This is a genomic window from Synechococcus sp. BIOS-E4-1, assembly GCF_014279995.1.
Taxonomy (GTDB): domain Bacteria; phylum Cyanobacteriota; class Cyanobacteriia; order PCC-6307; family Cyanobiaceae; genus Synechococcus_C.
On the sequence record NZ_CP047935.1, the window covers coordinates 3,275,898 to 3,294,628 of the forward strand.

At 57.7% G+C, this 18,731-nt stretch carries 14 protein-coding genes; 9 read left to right on the forward strand and 5 right to left on the reverse strand.

Features of this window, described 5'->3' with window-relative positions; all coding sequences use genetic code 11:
• The first annotated feature begins 60 nt into the window (after nucleotides 1-60).
• Nucleotides 61-1,080: an RpoD/SigA family RNA polymerase sigma factor gene (locus tag SynBIOSE41_RS17620; protein WP_186539137.1), complete on the forward strand. Its 1,020-nt coding sequence runs from the start codon at nucleotides 61-63 to the stop codon at nucleotides 1,078-1,080.
• 4 nt (nucleotides 1,081-1,084) lie between these two features.
• On the forward strand, nucleotides 1,085-1,729 hold the full coding sequence (locus tag SynBIOSE41_RS17625) for a diacylglycerol/polyprenol kinase family protein (RefSeq protein ID WP_255475869.1): 645 nt from the start codon (nucleotides 1,085-1,087) through the stop codon (nucleotides 1,727-1,729).
• 23 nt (nucleotides 1,730-1,752) lie between these two features.
• Here the strand turns inward: SynBIOSE41_RS17625 and SynBIOSE41_RS17630 are convergent, their stop codons facing one another.
• Nucleotides 1,753-2,832: a 3-deoxy-7-phosphoheptulonate synthase gene (locus SynBIOSE41_RS17630; RefSeq protein ID WP_186539138.1), complete on the reverse strand. Its 1,080-nt coding sequence runs from the start codon at nucleotides 2,830-2,832 to the stop codon at nucleotides 1,753-1,755.
• 114 nt (nucleotides 2,833-2,946) lie between these two features.
• On the opposite strand from SynBIOSE41_RS17630, the gene acnB reads away from it, so the two are divergent.
• From acnB to SynBIOSE41_RS17650, 4 genes are all read left to right on the forward strand, one after another.
• Nucleotides 2,947-5,529, forward strand: coding sequence for a bifunctional aconitate hydratase 2/2-methylisocitrate dehydratase (gene acnB, locus SynBIOSE41_RS17635; protein ID WP_186539139.1), 2,583 nt, complete (start codon nucleotides 2,947-2,949; stop codon nucleotides 5,527-5,529).
• A gap of 18 nt (nucleotides 5,530-5,547) precedes the next feature.
• Complete coding sequence (locus SynBIOSE41_RS17640; RefSeq protein ID WP_186539140.1) at nucleotides 5,548-7,041, forward strand: ClC family H(+)/Cl(-) exchange transporter; 1,494 nt, start codon at nucleotides 5,548-5,550, stop codon at nucleotides 7,039-7,041.
• 236 nt (nucleotides 7,042-7,277) lie between these two features.
• On the forward strand, nucleotides 7,278-8,843 hold the full coding sequence (locus SynBIOSE41_RS17645; RefSeq protein WP_186541416.1) for a radical SAM protein: 1,566 nt from the start codon (nucleotides 7,278-7,280) through the stop codon (nucleotides 8,841-8,843).
• Nucleotides 8,844-9,195: 352 nt separating this feature from the next.
• Complete coding sequence (locus SynBIOSE41_RS17650; protein ID WP_186539141.1) at nucleotides 9,196-11,427, forward strand: C2 family cysteine protease; 2,232 nt, start codon at nucleotides 9,196-9,198, stop codon at nucleotides 11,425-11,427.
• 77 nt (nucleotides 11,428-11,504) lie between these two features.
• Here the strand turns inward: SynBIOSE41_RS17650 and SynBIOSE41_RS17655 are convergent, their stop codons facing one another.
• The 3 genes from SynBIOSE41_RS17655 to SynBIOSE41_RS18250 form a co-directional block, all read right to left on the reverse strand.
• Nucleotides 11,505-12,761, reverse strand: a complete 1,257-nt coding sequence (locus SynBIOSE41_RS17655; RefSeq protein ID WP_186539142.1) for an O-antigen ligase — start codon at nucleotides 12,759-12,761, stop codon at nucleotides 11,505-11,507.
• The gene (gene purU / locus SynBIOSE41_RS17660; RefSeq protein WP_186539143.1) at nucleotides 12,761-13,615 is read right to left on the reverse strand and encodes a formyltetrahydrofolate deformylase; all 855 of its coding nucleotides are present in this window, start codon (nucleotides 13,613-13,615) and stop codon (nucleotides 12,761-12,763) included. The genes SynBIOSE41_RS17655 and purU overlap by 1 nt, the downstream gene beginning before the upstream one ends.
• A gap of 91 nt (nucleotides 13,616-13,706) precedes the next feature.
• Nucleotides 13,707-13,847 carry a ParB N-terminal domain-containing protein gene (locus SynBIOSE41_RS18250; protein WP_255475870.1) on the reverse strand — a complete coding sequence of 47 codons (141 nt, stop codon included), beginning with the start codon at nucleotides 13,845-13,847 and terminating at the stop codon, nucleotides 13,707-13,709.
• A gap of 155 nt (nucleotides 13,848-14,002) precedes the next feature.
• Between SynBIOSE41_RS18250 and psbQ the strand changes: the two genes are divergently transcribed.
• From psbQ to pstS, 3 genes are all read left to right on the forward strand, one after another.
• Nucleotides 14,003-14,461 (forward strand): photosystem II protein PsbQ, encoded by a 459-nt coding sequence (gene psbQ, locus SynBIOSE41_RS17670; RefSeq protein WP_186539144.1) that lies wholly within the window; start codon nucleotides 14,003-14,005, stop codon nucleotides 14,459-14,461.
• Nucleotides 14,462-14,478: 17 nt separating this feature from the next.
• Nucleotides 14,479-15,564 (forward strand): FAD-binding oxidoreductase, encoded by a 1,086-nt coding sequence (locus SynBIOSE41_RS17675; RefSeq protein WP_255476068.1) that lies wholly within the window; start codon nucleotides 14,479-14,481, stop codon nucleotides 15,562-15,564.
• Between the two features lie 73 nt (nucleotides 15,565-15,637).
• On the forward strand, nucleotides 15,638-16,639 hold the full coding sequence (gene pstS / locus SynBIOSE41_RS17680) for a phosphate ABC transporter substrate-binding protein PstS (protein WP_186539145.1): 1,002 nt from the start codon (nucleotides 15,638-15,640) through the stop codon (nucleotides 16,637-16,639).
• A gap of 151 nt (nucleotides 16,640-16,790) precedes the next feature.
• Here pstS and dnaK read toward each other — a convergent pair whose 3' ends face one another.
• On the reverse strand, nucleotides 16,791-18,707 hold the full coding sequence (dnaK, locus tag SynBIOSE41_RS17685) for a molecular chaperone DnaK (RefSeq protein WP_114990650.1): 1,917 nt from the start codon (nucleotides 18,705-18,707) through the stop codon (nucleotides 16,791-16,793).
• Nucleotides 18,708-18,731 lie beyond the last annotated feature (24 nt).

Genomic DNA, 18,731 nt, shown 5'->3' on the forward strand with positions numbered 1-18,731 from the left:
CTCACTCTTTGCTCTGGGTGCTAAATTTTTCCCAAATCTAATTTTCAGGAGGCCAGGGTGATGGGGATCCCTCTGGAATCTGAAGGAGTAACCCAAAAGGTTGCTTCATCAGAGCCTGTGTTGCCGACCACTGGTCGTCGTGACAACAGTGCACGTTCACGCTCAACTTCCAATCGTTCAACCCGTCAGGGCGGGCGCTTGGCGACCGACTCGATTGGCTATTACCTGAGCAGCATTGGACGAGTTCCATTGCTCACTGCGGCTGAAGAAATCGAACTTGCACATCATGTGCAAGCCATGAAGGAACTGCTGGAGATTGCCGAAGAGGATCGCACTCCCAGGCAACGTCACCGCATCCGCATGGGTAAGCGTGCCCGGGATCGGATGATGGCCGCCAATCTCCGCCTGGTCGTGAGCGTTGCCAAGAAGTATCAGAACCAGGGCCTGGAGCTGCTCGATCTGGTTCAGGAAGGAGCCATCGGCCTGGAGCGAGCGGTTGACAAGTTCGACCCGGCCATGGGCTACAAGTTTTCGACCTATGCCTACTGGTGGATTCGCCAGGGCATGACTCGCGCGATTGACAACAGCGCACGCACCATTCGCCTGCCGATTCACATCAGTGAAAAGCTCTCCAAGATGCGCCGCATCACACGTGAGCTCTCCCACCGCTTCGGTCGTCAGCCGAATCGACTGGAACTGGCGAACGCGATGGGAATCGAACCACGCGATCTCGAAGACCTCATCGCCCAGAGTGCGCCCTGTGCATCCCTTGATGCCCATGCCCGTGGCGAAGAAGATCGCAGCACGCTCGGCGAACTGATTCCGGACCCCAATGGTGCTGAGCCAATGGAGGGAATGGATCGCAGCATTCAGAAGGAGCACCTGGGAGGGTGGCTCTCTCAGCTGAATGAGCGAGAGCAAAAAATCCTCAAATTGCGCTTCGGACTGGATGGAGCCGAGCCACTGACACTTGCCGAAATCGGACGTCAGATCAATGTGTCGCGTGAGCGGGTGCGACAGCTGGAAGCCAAGGCCATCTTGAAGTTGCGTGTCATGACCAACCATCAGCAGGCAGCCTGAGTTTTTGCTCTCGTCCCTGCTGATCATCGGAATCTGGATGCTGCTGGTGCTCTCAGCAGCTGTGATCTGTCGGAAGCAATGGCCGGACCAACAAGAACTCAGTCGCAAGATCGTGCACATCGGCACCGGTCCAATTGTTGTTCTGGCTTGGTGGCTCTCAATTCCAGCATCGATTGCTGTGCCAGTGGCCCTCACGGTCACCGTGATCACAGCTGTCAATCGCCGCTTGCAACTCCTACCTGCAGTTGAGGATATTGACCGCAACAGCTACGGAACCGTGGCGTATGGACTGGCGATCAGTCTGCTACTGATCCTATTCTGGCCCGACCAAGCGGTTGCAGTTTGCGCCGGAGTGCTGGTGATGGCCTTTGCCGACGGGCTTGCGGGGCTTATTGGCCGTGGCATGACATCTCCCAGCTGGACCGTGTGGCAACAGCGAAAATCCGTCGCTGGCACCCTCACGATGGGCTTGGTCACCGCCTTGGTGTTGCTTCCGCTGGTGCTGATCAGCGAGAGTCCCTTGCACCCTCTGCGGCTGATCGCTGTCTGTGCTCTGGCCGTCGGCCTGGAGCAATTGGGACGCTGGGGAATCGACAATCTCAGTGTGCCGATGGCGGTAGGCCTGAGCTGGACGTGGATGACCGTTTAAGCGGCCTCCACCTCACTCACAGCTCAGGACACCGGTATTGCGGATGCAGGAATGCCGGCTTTGCTCACGGATTCAGCCAGTTCAGCCAGCAACTCAGCCGTTGATTCAATACTGATGCAGGCATCGGTGACACTCTGCCCGTAGGTGAGTGAGGAGCGATCAGCACTGATCTTCTGATTGCCTTCAACCAGATGGCTTTCCAGCATCACACCCATCACATGGGTTGATCCCTTCTGGACTTGAGCAGCCACAGCCCTGAGAACCTCCCCCTGGCGGCGATAGTCCTTGTTGGAATTGGCATGACTGCAGTCGACCATCAAACGATCCGGCAGGCCAGCTGCAGCCAGTTCCGCGGATGCCTCCTGAATCGCTTCCAAGTGATAGTTGCTGCCGCTGTTGCCTCCTCTCAACACCAGATGACCATCCGGATTACCGGTAGTGCTCACAATGGAGGCGTGCCCCTGGCAGTTGATCCCCAGAAAGTGATGGGGACTCGAGGCTGACTGCATCGCATTGATCGCGATGGTGGCACTGCCATCGGTGCCGTTCTTGTAGCCAACGGGCATGGAAAGTCCTGAGGCCATTTCTCTGTGGGTCTGACTCTCTGTGGTGCGGGCACCGATGGCAGCCCAGCTGATCAGGTCGGCGATGTACTGCGGAACCACAGGGTCGAGGAGTTCCGTCGCAGTAGGCATGCCGTCACGAGCGAGATCCAGCAGCAGTGAACGCGCCAGACGCAGGCCCGTGTTGATGTCGTAGGAACCGTCGAGATGGGGATCGTTGATCAATCCTTTCCAGCCCACTGTCGTTCGGGGCTTCTCGAAGTACACCCGCATCACGATCTCAAGCTCCCCAGCATGACGGGCCCTCAGGGGCGCGAGCTGGCGGGCGTAATCCAGGGCCGCATCCACATCGTGCACCGAACAGGGCCCAACGACCACCAGCAAGCGATGGTCCTGGCCCCGGAGAATGGCCTGAATGCGATGTCTGGCGCTGGCAACGGTTTCTGTGGCCCTGGCATCCGTGGGTAGATCACCCTGCAGCAAGGCGGGAGGGACCAGTGGTCGGGTCTCCACCACATGCAGATCGTGAGTGGTGGTCATGCCCCGACTGATCAGTGGCTTCAGGTTACGCAAGCTTGTTCAGAGCGCATGCCGTCGGCACGGAACGGTGACGCAGGAGAATGAAGTGCGTTTGCCGTTCCTGCGCCGATTCCGATGCTGAGCACCTACCGCGAGAACGCTGCAGAACGCCTGGCCCAGGGGATCCCAGCGCTGCCACTCGATGCCAGCCAGACCCAAGCGCTCACCGAGCTGCTGCAGGACCCGCCTGCCGGGGAAGAGCAGGAACTGCTGCATCTGCTGAGTGAACGCATTCCACCTGGGGTGGATGAAGCCGCCTACGTGAAGGCAACTTGGCTGAGTGCTGTGGCGCAGGGCGAAGCGACCAGCCCATTGGTATCACCGCTCGAAGCGATCCGCCTGCTGGGAACGATGGTGGGGGGCTACAACGTGGCCGCCCTGATTGAGCTGCTCAAACACAGCAATGAGGAGCTGGCTGGATGTGCCGCTGAGGGCCTCAGCCGCACCTTGCTCGTGTACGACGCCTTCAACGAACTGATGGAGCTGGCGGCAGACAACCGCTTCGCCAAACAGGTGGTGGACAGCTGGGCAGCTGCGGAGTGGTTCACCTCCAAACCGGAGCTGGCTGAATCCATCACCGTGACCGTCTTCAAGATCGAAGGCGAAACCAACACCGACGATCTGTCTCCGGCAACCCATGCCACGACCCGTCCGGACATTCCCATGCATGCCCTGGCGATGCTGGAGACCCGAGACCCTGACGGCCTTCAGACGATCACAACACTGAAACAAGGTGAGCATCCCGTTGTTTACGTAGGAGATGTTGTTGGTACGGGAAGCTCACGCAAGAGCGCCATCAACTCGGTGCTCTGGCATACGGGTGAAGACATTCCCCACGTGCCGAACAAACGGGCCGGCGGAGTGATTCTGGGCGGCAAGATCGCCCCAATCTTCTTCAACACTGCGGAAGACTCGGGTGCACTGCCGATCGAATGTGATGTGACCGGTCTGAACACCGGTGATGTGATCACCATTCGCCCCTACCAAGGCACGATCGAACGGGATGGTGAGCTGGTGAGCCGCTTCGAACTCAAGCCAGCCACGATCAGTGATGAGGTGCGCGCCGGTGGCCGCATTCCATTGATGATCGGCCGGGCCCTCACCGACAAGGTGCGCGCCAAGCTTGGTTTGCCCCCTTCCGAACTGTTCATCCGCCCCAGCGCTCCGGAGGACACCGGCAAGGGATTCACCCTCGCGCAGAAAATGGTGGGCAAGGCCTGCGGCCTCACGGGTGTGCGCCCCGGCACCAGTTGCGAGCCGCTGATGACCACGGTCGGATCCCAGGACACGACCGGGCCGATGACCCGTGACGAAATGAAGGAGCTGGCCTGTCTGGGCTTCTCCTCCGACCTGGTGATGCAGAGCTTCTGCCACACCGCGGCCTATCCCAAGCCTGTGGATCTTCAGACCCAGAAGGACTTGCCCGACTTCTTCGCTCAGCGCGGCGGCGTTGCGCTGCGGCCCGGCGATGGCATCATCCACAGCTGGCTGAACCGCATGCTGCTGCCCGACACGGTGGGCACCGGTGGTGACAGCCACACCCGCTTTCCTCTCGGCATCTCCTTCCCGGCCGGGTCAGGACTAGTGGCCTTCGCTGCGGCCATTGGCGCCATGCCCCTCGACATGCCGGAGTCGGTGCTGGTCCGATTCAGCGGCTCCCTGCAGCCCGGAGTGACCCTGCGCGACGTGGTGAACGCCATTCCCTGGGTCGCCATTCAACGCGGCCTGCTGACGGTCGAGAAAGCCAACAAAAAGAATCTGTTCAATGGCCGGATCATGGAGATTGAAGGCCTCCCTGATCTGAAGCTTGAGCAGGCTTTCGAACTCACCGACGCCAGCGCCGAGCGCTCCTGTGCCGGCTGCACGATCAAGCTCTCCGAGGAAACGGTGAGCGAATACCTGCGCAGCAACGTGGCCCTGCTCAAGAACATGATTGCCCGCGGCTACAGCGATGCGCGCACCCTGGCCCGCCGCATCAAGGAGATGGAGGCATGGCTGTCCAATCCCCAGCTGCTCAGCGCTGACGCCGATGCCGAGTACGCCGAAGTGCTGGAGATCAACCTCGATGAACTCAGCGAACCCGTTTTGGCCTGCCCGAACGATCCCGACAATGTGAAGCTGCTCAGCGAGGTGGCTGGAGCTCCGGTGCAGGAGGTGTTCATCGGCTCCTGCATGACCAACATCGGCCATTACCGGGCCGCAGCCAAGGTGCTCGAGGGAGCCGGTGAGAACAAAGCGCGACTCTGGGTGTGTCCCCCCACCCGCATGGATGAGGAGACCCTCAAGACCGAGGGGTATTACGCCACCTTCGAAGCGGCCGGCTCACGCATGGAGATGCCGGGCTGCTCGCTGTGCATGGGCAACCAGGCCAGAGTCGAGGACGACACCACCGTGTTCTCCACCAGCACCCGAAACTTCAACAACCGCCTCGGCAAAGGCGCCCAGGTGTACCTGGGCAGCGCCGAGCTGGCCGCAGTCTGTGCCCAGCTGGGCCGGATCCCCACAGCGGACGAATACCGCAGCATCGCCGCCGAAAAGATCGATCCTCTTTCCGACGAGCTCTACCGCTATCTGAATTTTGACCAGATCAGCGGCTTCGAGGATCAGGGTCGGGTTGTGAGTGCGGATGAGGAGGCCCAGATGCTTGCCGGGGCCTGACCCCGGACAGGCAATGCAATGGTCGCTCTGAGTGAACTAAAACAACGCCGCCATCAGCTCGGCTCCAGCCGCAGCATCCGACGCCTGCTGGAGCGACGCTGGTGGGTTGTGGTGCTGGCCCTGATGCTCACGGGCCTGGGCGCTGCCCTAACCGGTGTGCTGTTCAAGGCCGGCATCAAAGTGTTGGGCGGCTGGCGACTGGAACTGCTGGCAGATCTGCCGGCCTGGGCTGTTTTGCCAGGACTCGGAGCCATGGGCGGCCTGATTTCAGGCCTGATGGTGGCCTACCTGGCCCCAGCGGCTGGTGGCTCAGGCATCACCCACATCATGGGATTTCTGAAACACAGAGCGGTGCCGATGGGGCTCCAGGTGGGCCTGGTGAAGCTGGTGGCTGGAATCGTGGCCATCGGCAGCGGCTTCCCGCTCGGCCCGGAAGGACCTGCGGTTCAAATGGGCGGCTCCGTGGCATGGCAGATGGCGCGCTGGCTGAAAGCACCTGTGGCCTTTCGCCGCTTGATCGTTGCTGCCGGCGGCGGAGCCGGTATCGCAGCGGTGTTCAGTGCCCCCATCGGAGGCTTCGTCTACGCAGTGGAGGAATTGCTGCACTCCGCCAGACCGGTGGTGTTGCTGCTGGTGATTGTTACCACCTTCTGGGCCGATGCCTGGGCTGACGTGTTGGGTCTGGCCGGCCTCAATTCCAGTGGAGGGGGCCTCGATGCCACGCAGGGATTCCAGCTGGAACGGGAATACACACCACTGGTGAACTTCCTGCCGATCGATCTTGGCTATCTGATCGGGCTTGGCGTCGTGGTTGGGGTGCTGGCGGAGCTGTACTGCCGCTATGTGCTCGCCATGCAACGCAAGGGCAACGCATGGTTCGGCGATCACCTGGTGATGCGCATGGTGATCAGTGGTGCTGTGCTGGGGGGCGTCTACGCCTTTTTGCCTGAGGCTTTTCACAACCTGGAGGGGCTGCAGCACCTGATCGCTGATGGCAAGGCCGATATCCCCATGGCGCTCGGCACCTTCATCGTGCTGTTCTTCAGCACCGGCCTGGCTGCAGCGTCGGGAGCTCCAGGCGGATTGTTCTACCCGATGCTCACCCTTGGCGGCGCCATCGGTCTGGCCTGCGGCATCTGGGTGGAAGCGCTCACCGGACACGTGCCAAGCACCTACGTGTTCGCCGGCATGGGTGCCTTCGTGGCCAGCTGTTCGCGCACACCGATCACGGCCATGTTCCTGGCCTTCGCACTCACCAAAGATCTGCTGATCCTTAAGCCGATCCTGGTGGCCTGCCTGGCCAGCTTCCTCGTGGCACGTCTGTTTGATGACCGCTCGATCTATGAGCGCCAGCTGGGCATGGAGTTGCTGGAGGAAGATCACCTGGAAGCCCGCAGGGAACGACGGGGCGGCATTCACCACGCTTGGGAGGGATCGATTCGACGCAGAAAGTTTGACCCTCCCAAACCATCCACTCCTCCTAAAGACAAAACCAAAAAACCTGATCCATAGGAGCAATCTTCATTCCATGGCTAAGACAAACAACATTTGGCTAAGGAGTTTCTGCCGCTGCCGAGGATGAGCAATTCTTCACGTCGCGGGGCAACAGCATTGATGGCCTTGGCAGGAGCCTCTGAATCATTGATCCTTCAGGATGAAGATGATCATCTGAGGCCCAGGCCCTCCTGAACCAGGAAACCCTGCTGTTTGATCCGGCTGTGCCGGAAACCGGAGCCCTGCGTGCGGTGATGGCCTTTCCCAGCACTTACACGGTGGGGATCACCAGCCTCGGTTACCAAATCGTGTGGGCGACTCTGGCCATGCGCTCGGATCTGGATGTGCGTCGCCTGTTCACCGATCAGTGCGATCCACCGCATCGACAGTGCGATCTGTTCGGACTCTCCCTCAGCTGGGAACTGGATGGTCCGGTGCTGCTGGATCTGCTAGAGCAACAGCGGATTCCCATCTGGAGCGAGCAGCGCTCGGATCAGGATCCAATCGTGTTTGGTGGAGGTCCTGTGCTGACCGCAAACCCCGAACCTCTGGCTCCCTTTTTCGATGTGATCCTGCTGGGGGATGGCGAAGAACTGCTGCCCAACTTCATCGACGCACTTCAGGAGGTGCGGTCTGAATCACGATCCGTGCGCCTGCGGCGGTTGGCTCAGGTGCCTGGGATTTATGTGCCATCGCTGTACGCCCCCCGCTACAGCAATGACGGCAGTCTGCAAAGCATCGACCCGATCGAAGCAGATCTTCCAGCAACGATCACCAAGCAAACCTGGCGCGGTAACAGCCTTAGCCATTCAACGGTGATCACCCCGGAATCCGCCTGGCCCGATATCCACATGGTGGAGGTGGTCCGCAGCTGCCCGGAACTGTGCCGTTTCTGTCTGGCCAGTTATCTCACGCTTCCCTTCCGCACGCCCTCTCTAGACGACGGCCTGATCCCTGCTGTCGAGAAAGGTCTGGTGGCAACGCGCAGGCTGGGACTACTGGGTGCATCGGTGACTCAGCATCCACAGTTCGCAGACCTGCTCAGCTGGCTCGGTCATGAGCGCTTTGATGACGTGCGGGTGAGTGTGAGTTCGGTGCGGGCAGCCACCGTGACCACAGAACTTGCCAGTGGACTGGCCAGGCGCGGCAGCAAATCACTCACGATCGCCATCGAAAGCGGCAGCGAACGCATGCGCGAGGTGGTGAATAAAAAATTAAGCAACGAAGAGATCAGCGCCGCTGCACGCCATGCCAAAGACGGGGGGCTGCGTGCCCTCAAGCTCTACGGAATGGTGGGGCTCCCCAGCGAAGAAGAAGAAGATGTGGAATTAACTGCTGATCTGCTGCTTCAGCTCAAAAAGAGCACCCCTGGCTTGCGTTTCACCCTGGGCGTGAGCACTTTCGTCCCCAAGGCTCAAACCCCGTTCCAATGGCAGGGCGTCAGGCCTGAAGCCGACAAACGACTGAAACGACTGGCCAAACGCCTGAAGCCAAAAGGGATTGATCTGAGGCCCGAGAGTTACGGCTGGAGTGTGATCCAGGCTTTGCTCTCCCGCAGTGACCGCCGCCTGGCACCTGTGATCGCTGCAGTACGCGGCTCGCAGGAAAGCCTCGGGGGTTGGAAGAAGGCCTACAGAGCGGCGTTAGCAGGCGATCTTCCAAAAGCCCAGAGCGGGGGCGTCACTCTGCCTTTACCCGCAAGCTGGGAACATGTCGTGCACGACGTTTGGGATACCGAATCAGAGCTACCTTGGGGGCACCTCAACGGTCCTTTAACCAAGGACCGTCTGATCAAGGATCGAGAGAAGTCGATCAGTTAAAAGAAGCACAAGTAAAAACACCTAGAAGCGTGATGCAATCTGAAACTCAAAAGTTGTTGCGGTATTTACAGAGACGAACGTCTCACTTTGAAAGGCCACCACAAACTGGTCAATTCAGTCGCACATCTCAGCCAAGACCAACAGCCTCTCACCGTTTTTTAAGGCTGATTACAGAGAACACTTCCACAAGGGGCGAAGTCCGGCAGCAAACTAAAAGCGGTTATTTGAAACCTGTAATCAAGATCACAGGATTAGTGGATCTCAGTCACAGATCACAACCTGAGATTAAGTCAAACTCAATGCATAGAATCGTCAATGCATGGAATTAAATTAAACCTATAGATGTTTCACCATGGAAGACCTCAATACACCTCAATTATCTTCGACCTCCGGAAAAGTAGACGATATTATTAGCGCTTCGTCTTCTGCAGCTATTCATTCGAATGTGGGTTATGGGTTTGGACAGGATATCAACAATTACTCAGAGAACAATGCAGCACTGTCCCTGATTAGCAGCGATACTGAAATCAATCTAGACGGGGCTCTAAATGAGCAAACCTTGATTGAAGAGAAAGAATATAGTGGAGGAATTGCTTCAACTATTACCGACTCCACAACAACACCTGAGGACGGATTTGAGACAAGCAAAACTCATCAATTTGATGGCTGCAACATAGAGCAGAGCGGTAATGCACAAAATCAATTCCACAGTTCTTACGGATGGATTGAAGAACAGGGTAACGCCAGTCTCTACAACTACTGGGGCAATTATTATGTCTACGACGAAGCTGGGTACAACTTCATTGACTACACCGACTCCAACGGATGGAGCATCATTGGCGCCGAAAGAGTTAACGAAATCAATCAACTGGCTTTCGGGAGCTCTTTATATGAATCATTTTATAGATACAACATGGATAGCGATTGGAATCCCGTTGATGGCGATTGGCTGACGGGAGCATCTCTTTATCAGGCTGAATCTGATTTTCAGCAAGATTTCAATGAAGATGGCGTCACTGGTGCTCCTCTGACCACAACCGAATCTGCTGGTTCAATCAACCTGCTCAAAGATTCTGACGGTTACGGCTATGTACAAGATTCAACGGGCAACTCCGTCTCCATCACACACTCCGATGGCACGCAATGGGGTGATAGCACCTGGACCGGATGGACACTCGTCGGCGCTGAAACCATCGATGGTATCAATACCTCCTCTTGGGAATTTTCCGACGGCAAGCTTTGGCTTGGACGGCATGATTCCAACTGGGCTTACACAATTTCAGAAGGCTATGCATCTGCTGGCTCATCTACTTACTTCCAGGCTGAATCTAATTTTCAGCAAGATTTCAATGGCGATTCCATTATTGGAAGCACAAACAAAATCAACGGCATCTCAAACAGCTCAATCATTAACAATGTAAACATCGCTTTAAGCGACGAACTGTTCACCCACCAGGAGCTCAGATCACTGTTGGCTGACGTTGCCAGTGGAGGCGTCACTGCAACAGAACTGACCGACCTGCAAACCATTGAAACCAATCTCGGTGGATACCTTTCGGCGACAGAAGCTTCGTACCAAAGTTATATCTTTGATGCCGTCGTCAATGGCAATAGCGCAAATCAGTGGTGGACTGGAGGCGAGTCAAGCCGTATCAATCTTGGCAACCTCTACGAGGGCTCCACTGAAGCTCATCTCAATTCACTCGTGGATAAGTGGTATGGCGGTCTTGATCGCCCCACAAACTTCGTCCAAGGCGACTCTGCCGCAAGTGCAAGCGCGATGACATTTGCTTACGACGAAATGGTTGGTGATCTGTTTGTCGATGGAGTTAACTTTGACGATATCAGACAAGGACAAGCAGGAACTTGCTATGTCTTAGCAGCTGCTTGCTCCTACGCAGACGCTGATTCAAGCATCATCACAGAGATGTTTAAAGACAATGGTGATGGTACCTATGGCGTTCGGTTTTATGACAACAGCCTCAGCGAAGTCTGGGTCACCGTCGATTCTTACGTGCCAAGCACGAACGGCTACAGCACAGCACTTGCAGGCAACGCATCTTGGGGGCTAACAGGCGAAAAGTGGGTGGCCTTACTGGAAAAAGGCTATGCACAAGCCAATGAAACAGAGGCTTTCTCGAGAGGTAGCGACAGCTCCAAAAACAGTTATGCGGCTGTAGAAGGAGGTTGGATGGATGCTCTGACACACCTTTCAGGAAATACAAGTACAACTGTTTCCTTCTACTACACAGGAACTGGTGGTTCTGGAACAGGCCTGAATGGCTGGTCCAGTGCCTATAGGAGCCAAACAAGCTGGAATGCATTTGAATCTCAAGCGATTGCTGCACTTAACAACAACAAAGCACTTTGGCTGGGGTCATTAGGTAACACCTGGGGGAGTAACGGCCGAAGGGATTTCGTGGATGGACATGCTTTTGCAATTACTGACTACAACGCCAGCACTGGGTTATTCACGATCGTGAATCCTTGGGGATCCAGCAGTAGCAGCAGCAATCACACATTCACAGCCCGCTGGAGCGAACTTGCCAGCCATGGAATCATGCCCATCTTGAGCTGGGCTTGAGAATTAAAAGAAACAACTGCCCCATCTTTGTTCTCATCGCGTGAACACAAACTTCACCTGCTGAGCTAAGCCAGAGGTCAATGTTGGGCATGAGCCCGCTCACTAAAACTGCTACGCAGCCCTGCCAACAGAATCCAGCCGGCAATGTTCAACCGGCTGTCAAAGAAGGGCAGATCTGTGCCGTGCAGAACCATCAGCACGAACAACGCCGTCCACCAGGCCCGGTCGAACAAGCCGGACAGTCCTCGGCGCAGGCTGACCACCAACAGGGCTAAGACAAAACCCACCATCAGCACTGCCACCGGCAGACCATGGCTGATGGCCAGCTCCAGCGGCAGGTTGTGGGCATGGCCATGCCACTGACCGGTGCGCAGGGGATAGATCACTGAGAACGCCGCCGCTCCCCAGCCAAGCCAGGGCCGTTCAACAATCAATTGCAGCGCAACATTCCATTGACTGATGCGCGTAGAAGCCAGAACTCTTTCCCCGCCGTACTGGCTGTCGTTGAGACGAGCCCAGAGACCTTCAGGCACCAGAGTCCGGGCTGGATCCTGAAGCATAAGCGGCACCCCTGGGAGCACGGACAGCAATACCGGCAGAAGCGCTAGCGCCAGCAGAGGAATCAACCAGGGCCAACTGGGTGGACCCAGAACGATCGGCACCACCAACACCAATGAACCCCAGCCGTTACGGGATTCCGTGAGCACCAACGCCACCACCAACAACACGGCCAGGATCACCACCACGACACGGCGCCAGCGGTTCAACCCCTGCTGCACGAGGGCAGCCAGGGTCAGTGGCCAGACCAGAGCCAACCAGGCAGAAGCGATGTTGGCGTAATCAAACAAACCGGAAAGGCGCCCTTCAGGACGACCCCCTGCGGCCACAAACCACACGATCAATCCACCCAACAGCTGCCAAGGTCCCTGCCATCCCCACCACAGCTGACCGAGACCGGTCACCACCACAGGCACACTGCCGGCCACCAACCAGAGGGCAGAGCGGCGGCGGGACTCAGGGTTCATCAAATAGGGCTGAAAACCCCAGAAACCCCAGAAAAAAGGCAGCCAATTGGCCAGCCCCACCCAGGCAAGCCCCTGGTCATAGGCCCCAAAGCAACCAAGCACCATCAGGCCGGCAGCCGCCAGCAGCGGAGCATTCCAGGGGTCACGCCAGTAGGGCCGATCACGCCCGGCACAGCCGAACAACAGCGCTGGGAACAGCAACAGACTTCCCAGCAGAGCTGACGACGGCAGCAGAAACAGGCCGAGCTGAAAGCAGCGCCAACCACGTGACGATGCCAGGGAGGGACGGCCCTGATCCAGCCAGGCCATCACGCGAACACTGCCGTACGGCCCCGATAGACCATCACTTGACGGCAGAGGTGAAGGCGTAGAGCCCTGGCCAAAGCAAGTCGTTCGGTGTCACGACCCTTGCGGATCAGATCCTGCACCTCATCGCGATGGCTCACATGGGCGATGGTCTGCTCAATGATCGGGCCATCGTCCAGTTCCTCGGTCACGTAGTGGGACGTTGCACCGATCAGTTTCACGCCCCGTTCCCAGGCACGGTGATACGGCTGTGCACCCTTGAAGGCAGGCAGAAATGAGTGGTGGATATTGATCACATTGGGAAATTGCTCAAGGAAACTACCGCTGAGCACCTGCATGTACTTAGCCAGCACCGCCAGCTCCACGCGATGTTCGATCAGCAGCTCAAGGATGGTGTGCTCAGCTTCAGCCTTGGTCTCTCGGGTTAGCGGAACATGCACAAACGGGACTCCGAACTCTTTGCAGCTGCCCTCCAAATCAGGGTGATTGGCAATCACGATGGGAACCTGCATGGGCAGTTCTCCACTGCGAGCCCGCCAGAGCAGATCCAGCAGGCAGTGACTTTGCTTGCTCACCAGAATCGCCACACGGGGATGCTCATCAGAGAAGTGCAGCTGAGCCTCACCCACGAGCCGTTGCGCCAGTGACTCCACCGCTGGTGCAATCGCCTGGCGCGGTAGTCCGAAGCCCTCCAGACCCCACTCAATTCTGCTGAGAAACAGGCCGGCACCGGAATCGGTGTGGTGATCGGCATGACGGATGTTGCCCCCGTTCGCAGCCACCCAGCCGGCGAGCTCACTCACGAGTGCCGGACGGTCGGGACAGATCAGCTGAAGGATGACCGAAGCGGAGGACAAGACTCTGAGAAAGATGAAGCGTTGATTCTGGGCCCGGATGGTTGCTTACCTGTCAGCGAAGATGCAGGTTCACGTCCCTGGAGATGGCCTGTCAGATCCGAGCACGAATGGTTGTCAGTCCAAGACGTTCATGGGCCGCAACCCTGTGACAGTTGTTGAACCCACTGAGCTGACTATCCACCTCCAAGAGATCGATCGGTTCGTGCAATCCCTCCTCACGAATGGAGGCCATCAGAGCTTCCAGCTTGTCGTCGTCAAGACATCACTCCGAGATCTGCGGACGGAAGCCAACGGCACCATGTCCACCCGCATGAGAGCACTCGTAACGATGGTGTTTCAACCAAATTTAGATGGCGGTTAAAGTCGCCTCGATTCTTGTGAACCCCGATGCTGAGCGCCCTGCGCCGCGTGGCCGCCTTCTGCCTCTGCCTCGCCCTCTGTTTCGGCCTCGCAGCTTGTGATGGCAGTGCCAATGCCAATCCCGCAACCATCAGCCCTGAAGATATGGCTGTGATCCGCCGGCAGGTGGAAGGCTTCACGGCTGCCAGGGACCGACTGCCTGAACTGGCCAAGCTCGTTGAAGAACGCGACTGGACCTTCACTCGCAACCTGATCCATGGCCCCATGCAGGAAGTGGGCCGCGAAATGCTGTACATCAACCAACGGCTGCTTCCCCAGGACAGAGCAGAAGCCAACAAATTGGCGACGTCCCTGAAGGACGCCATGGCTGATCTCGATGAAGCCGCTCGTCTCCAGGACGACGGCAAACTTCAGAAGTCATTGGACGAGCTGGAATCAGGCTTCAGCAATTACGCAGCCGTCATCCCCGAGCAGGCTCTGAGCTGATCGCCTCCATCGCCGTCATTGGTGCCGGAGTCACCGGCACTGGCACCGCTTGGCATCTTGCTGGGCAAGGGCATAAAGTTTTGCTTGCGGACCCATTGCTGGCCAGGCCGATCCCGTCCAAGCCAGCTGATCGTGATCTGAATGGCAGCACCGCATCTCTTGGCGTGCTGATGGGCCATGCCTTCCGGCGTTCGAGCGGCCGGGCCTGGAGGCTGCGTCAACGCAGCATGACGCTTTGGCCGTCGTGGGTTGAGCAACTGAATCATCCGGAGTCGCCGCTGCAGCTGGAGACTCCGTTGATTCAACTCGCCAGCGACGCGGAAGAAGCACAGCGGATGCAACAGCTTGCAGATTCAAGACCCGATTCAGGACTGCAGTTCATCACCAACAAAAAGCTTGAGCAGGCTGATCCGCCATGGCCACAGGCTGGTCATGGGGCGATGCTGTCGAAACGTGATGGACGGATCGATCCGCTGCAGCTGCTTCGAGCCCTGAGACGAAGCCTGGTTGAGCACAACATCGAACTACGAGCGACAGAGGTTGTGGAACTGCTGCGGCAAAGCAGCTCAGATCGGAGCCAGTGGAGGCTCCTCACTGCAGACGGAGGGATCGACGACTTCGATGTGGTGGTGATCTGTTCTGCTTTGGGCAGCACCAAACTGCTGCAGAGCCTTGGGCATCAACGTCCCATGGATGCCGTGCTCGGACAGGTGCTTGAACTTCAGCTCAACAAGCCAGCCAAGCCATGGTCAGGGTGGCCAGCAGTGCTCACCTGCGGCGGCATCAATCTGATTCCCCAGGGGCAGAACCGCCTGTGGATCGGAGCCACGCTGGAGCCTGGCGTGACAGCGGATCCTGCAGCCCAAGAGACCATGAAACGGCTCAACGACCTGGCCCCGGCATGGCTGGAAGACTCCCAGCTGCTCGGCCAATGGCATGGCTTGCGTGCACGACCACGAGAACGACCTGCTCCACTGTTGGAAGAGCTCGAACCTGGGCTGCTGCTGGCGTCAGGGCACTACCGCAACGGCGTGTTGCTGACACCCGCAACCGCTGAATGGGTTGGCCAGCACGTTGATCAACAATCGATAACCAGCCCTTAAATCGGGTCTCATCGCATTGCAATAAGTTCAATCCGGGTGTTCTTCACTCTCCATCGATTTTTTAGAAGAGTTCATGCAACGCTCTTTTCTCACGAGAACGCTCACTGTCATCTCGGGTATGGCCGCAGGACTCAGCCTGGCTGCTTGCTCCACAGGTGGTGGTGGTGATGAAAAAGTCCAGGGCCAGCTCTCCGCAGCAGGCGCTTCCTTCCCTGCGGCTATTTACCAGCGATGGTTTCAGGGATTGTCGTCCCATGGTGTGAATGTCAATTACCAGTCAGTGGGTTCAGGTGCTGGTGTCCGTCAATTCACCGCAGAAACGGTCGATTTCGGCGCCTCCGACAAACCGATGAAGCCCGAAGCCATTGCCAAGGTGAGTCGCGGTGTGGTGCAGATCCCCATGACCGCCGGGGCGATCGCCGTGGCTTACAACAACCCCGGCTGCGATTTATCACTCACCCAAAAGCAACTGGCAGGGATTTTTCTCGGGCAGATCACGAACTACAGCGCACTCGGATGTGATGACAAGGCGATCAACATTGTTCACCGTTCCGACGGCTCCGGCACCACCTACAACTTCACGAAACATCTGGAAGCCATTAGCCCTGAGTGGAAAAAGGATGTTGGCGCAGACAAGTCGGTCAAATGGCCAACCGGTGTTGGAGCCAAAGGCAATGAGGGTGTCTCCGCCCAGCTGAATCAAATCGCTGGAGGCATCGGTTACGTGGAATTGGCCTATGTGAAGGGTGATCTGCAGGCCGCTGCAGTGCAGAACGCTTCGGGTGAACAGGTGAAGCCCACCAATGCCACGGCCAGCGAAGCTCTGGGTTCCATTGACCTCGGCCCCGATCTGATCGGAGGTAATCCCAATCCCAAAGCGGGCTATCCGATCGTCACCTTCACCTGGGTGCTGGCCTACAAAACTGGCAACGACGACAAAACGACAATGTTGAGGAAGACCTTCAACTACATGCTGTCCGAAGAAGCACAGTCGCAGGCTCCCGAGCTGGGCTACGTCTCATTGCCACCTGATGTGGTGAACCAATCCAAAGCCGCAGCCGATTCCATCAACTGAACGATCGCAACCTCTCGATCAACTGCGTCTAGACCAACTTGCAAATCAAAAGGGAGCGAATGCTCCCTTTTGATGCAACAAACAACTCCGTCTGATCACAGACGGGGGGAAAACAAGAGGATTCAGACCACGTGTGATTGGCCTTAAAAAATCACTTGGATTCCGTGAATTCAGCGTCGATCACATCATCGCCGGACTCACCAGATCCAGAACCCCCTCCGGGAGTCGCGCCTGAGTCGCCACCAGGAGCAGCGCCGGCTTCAGCACCAGCCTGCTGATACACAGAGGCTCCCACGGTGTAAAGCTCCTGCTGCAGTTCCTCAAGCAGGGGCTTCATCGCGTCGTAATCCTCCTTCTCAGTGGCTTCCTTGAGCTTGGTGCGCTTCTCCTCCACCTTGGTCTTGGCATCTGCATCGACCTTGTCGCCCAGCTCCTCCATCTGCTTTTCAGCTTGATAAACGAGGGTTTCAGCCTGGTTCTTGAGATCGATCCGCTCGCGCTTCTCCTTGTCAGCGCTGGCGTTGGCTTCAGCATCCTTGACCATGGTTTCCACCTCGGAGTCGCTGAGGGTGGAGGCTCCGGTGATGGAGATGGATTGCTCCTTGCCGCTGCCCTTGTCCTTGGCGGTGACGCTGAGAATGCCGTTGGCATCAATGTCGAAGGTCACTTCGATCTGAGGCACACCGCGGGGAGCAGCGGGAATGCCATCAAGACGGAAGGTTCCAAGGCTCTTGTTGTCGGACGCCATCTCGCGCTCACCCTGGAGCACGTGAATCTCCACGTTGGTCTGACCATCCACAGCAGTGGAGTAGGTCTCAGACTTCTTGGTGGGCACCGTGGTGTTGCGGGTGATCATCTTGGTCATCACACCACCGAGGGTCTCCACACCCAGAGAAAGAGGGGTGACGTCCAGCAACAGGATGTCCTTCACCTCACCGGCGAGCACACCGCCCTGGATGGCAGCACCCACGGCCACCACCTCGTCAGGGTTCACCGTCTGATTGGGATCCTTACCAGTCACTCGCTTGACCAGCTCGAGCACCGCCGGAATCCGGGTGGATCCGCCCACCATCACAATCTCGTCCAGCTCACCGGACGACAACTTGGCGTCCTTGAGTGACTGCTCAACAGGGACGCGGCAGCGATCAATCAACTTGGAGGCCAGCTCCTCGAACTTGCCACGGGTCAGGGTGAGGTCGAGATGCTTGGGCCCTTCTGGGGTGGCCGTGATGAACGGCAGATTGATCTCACTCTGGGTGGCGCTGGAAAGTTCAATCTTGGCTTTTTCAGCAGCTTCGGTGAGGCGCTGGAGAGCCTGCTTGTCCTGACGCAGATCGATGCCTTCATTCGACTTGAAGGTGTCGGCCAGGTGATCGACGATCACCTTGTCAAAGTCATCACCGCCGAGGTGGGTGTCACCCGAGGTGGACAGAACCTCAAAAACGCCATCGCCAACCTCGAGAACCGAAACGTCGAAGGTGCCGCCGCCAAGGTCGAAGACCAGGATCCGCTCATTGCTCTTTTTGTCGAGCCCGTAAGCCAAAGCCGCTGCGGTGGGCTCGTTGATGATGCGCAGCACCTCAAGGCCGGCAATCTTGCCCGCATCCTTGGTGGCCTGACGCTGGGAATCATTGAAGTAGGCGGGAACGGTGATCACCGCCTGGGTCACAGACTCTCCGAGGTACTTGCCGGCATCCTCTGCCAGCTTGCGCAGCACCTGGGCGGACACCTCCTCAGGGGCGAACTGCTTCTCGAGAACCGGACACTTCACCTTCACATTGGAGCCGGCTTTCTCAACCGAATAACTCACTTCCTTCGACTCTTCGTTCACCTCATCGACCCGACGGCCGATGAAACGTTTCACGGAATAGAACGTGTTGTCGGGATTCATGACCGCCTGACGCTTGGCGATCTGACCCACCAGTTGATCCTGGTTCTTGGTGTAGGCCACCACCGACGGCGTGGTGCGGAAGCCCTCGGCATTGGCGATCACAGTGGGCTTGCCACCCTCCATCACCGACACACAACTGTTGGTGGTTCCGAGATCGATTCCGACAACCTTGCCCATCCGTGCCTCCTTGCTTCGCGTAGT

Excerpts from the sequence above, each read along its gene's own strand:
- SynBIOSE41_RS17620 (WP_186539137.1), top strand. The coding sequence starts at position 61 with ATGGGGATCCCTCTGGAATCTGAAGGAGTAACCCAAAAGGTTGCTTCA.
- SynBIOSE41_RS17630 (WP_186539138.1), bottom strand. The coding sequence starts at position 2,832 with ATGACCACCACTCACGATCTGCATGTGGTGGAGACCCGACCACTGGTC.
- acnB (WP_186539139.1), top strand. The coding sequence starts at position 2,947 with ATGCTGAGCACCTACCGCGAGAACGCTGCAGAACGCCTGGCCCAGGGG.
- SynBIOSE41_RS17640 (WP_186539140.1), top strand. The coding sequence starts at position 5,548 with ATGGTCGCTCTGAGTGAACTAAAACAACGCCGCCATCAGCTCGGCTCC.
- SynBIOSE41_RS17645 (WP_186541416.1), top strand. The coding sequence starts at position 7,278 with ATGGCCTTTCCCAGCACTTACACGGTGGGGATCACCAGCCTCGGTTAC.
- SynBIOSE41_RS17650 (WP_186539141.1), top strand. The coding sequence starts at position 9,196 with ATGGAAGACCTCAATACACCTCAATTATCTTCGACCTCCGGAAAAGTA.
- SynBIOSE41_RS17655 (WP_186539142.1), bottom strand. The coding sequence starts at position 12,761 with ATGGCCTGGCTGGATCAGGGCCGTCCCTCCCTGGCATCGTCACGTGGT.
- SynBIOSE41_RS18250 (WP_255475870.1), bottom strand. The coding sequence starts at position 13,847 with ATGGCCTCCATTCGTGAGGAGGGATTGCACGAACCGATCGATCTCTTG.
- psbQ (WP_186539144.1), top strand. The coding sequence starts at position 14,003 with ATGCTGAGCGCCCTGCGCCGCGTGGCCGCCTTCTGCCTCTGCCTCGCC.
- pstS (WP_186539145.1), top strand. The coding sequence starts at position 15,638 with ATGCAACGCTCTTTTCTCACGAGAACGCTCACTGTCATCTCGGGTATG.
- dnaK (WP_114990650.1), bottom strand. The coding sequence starts at position 18,707 with ATGGGCAAGGTTGTCGGAATCGATCTCGGAACCACCAACAGTTGTGTG.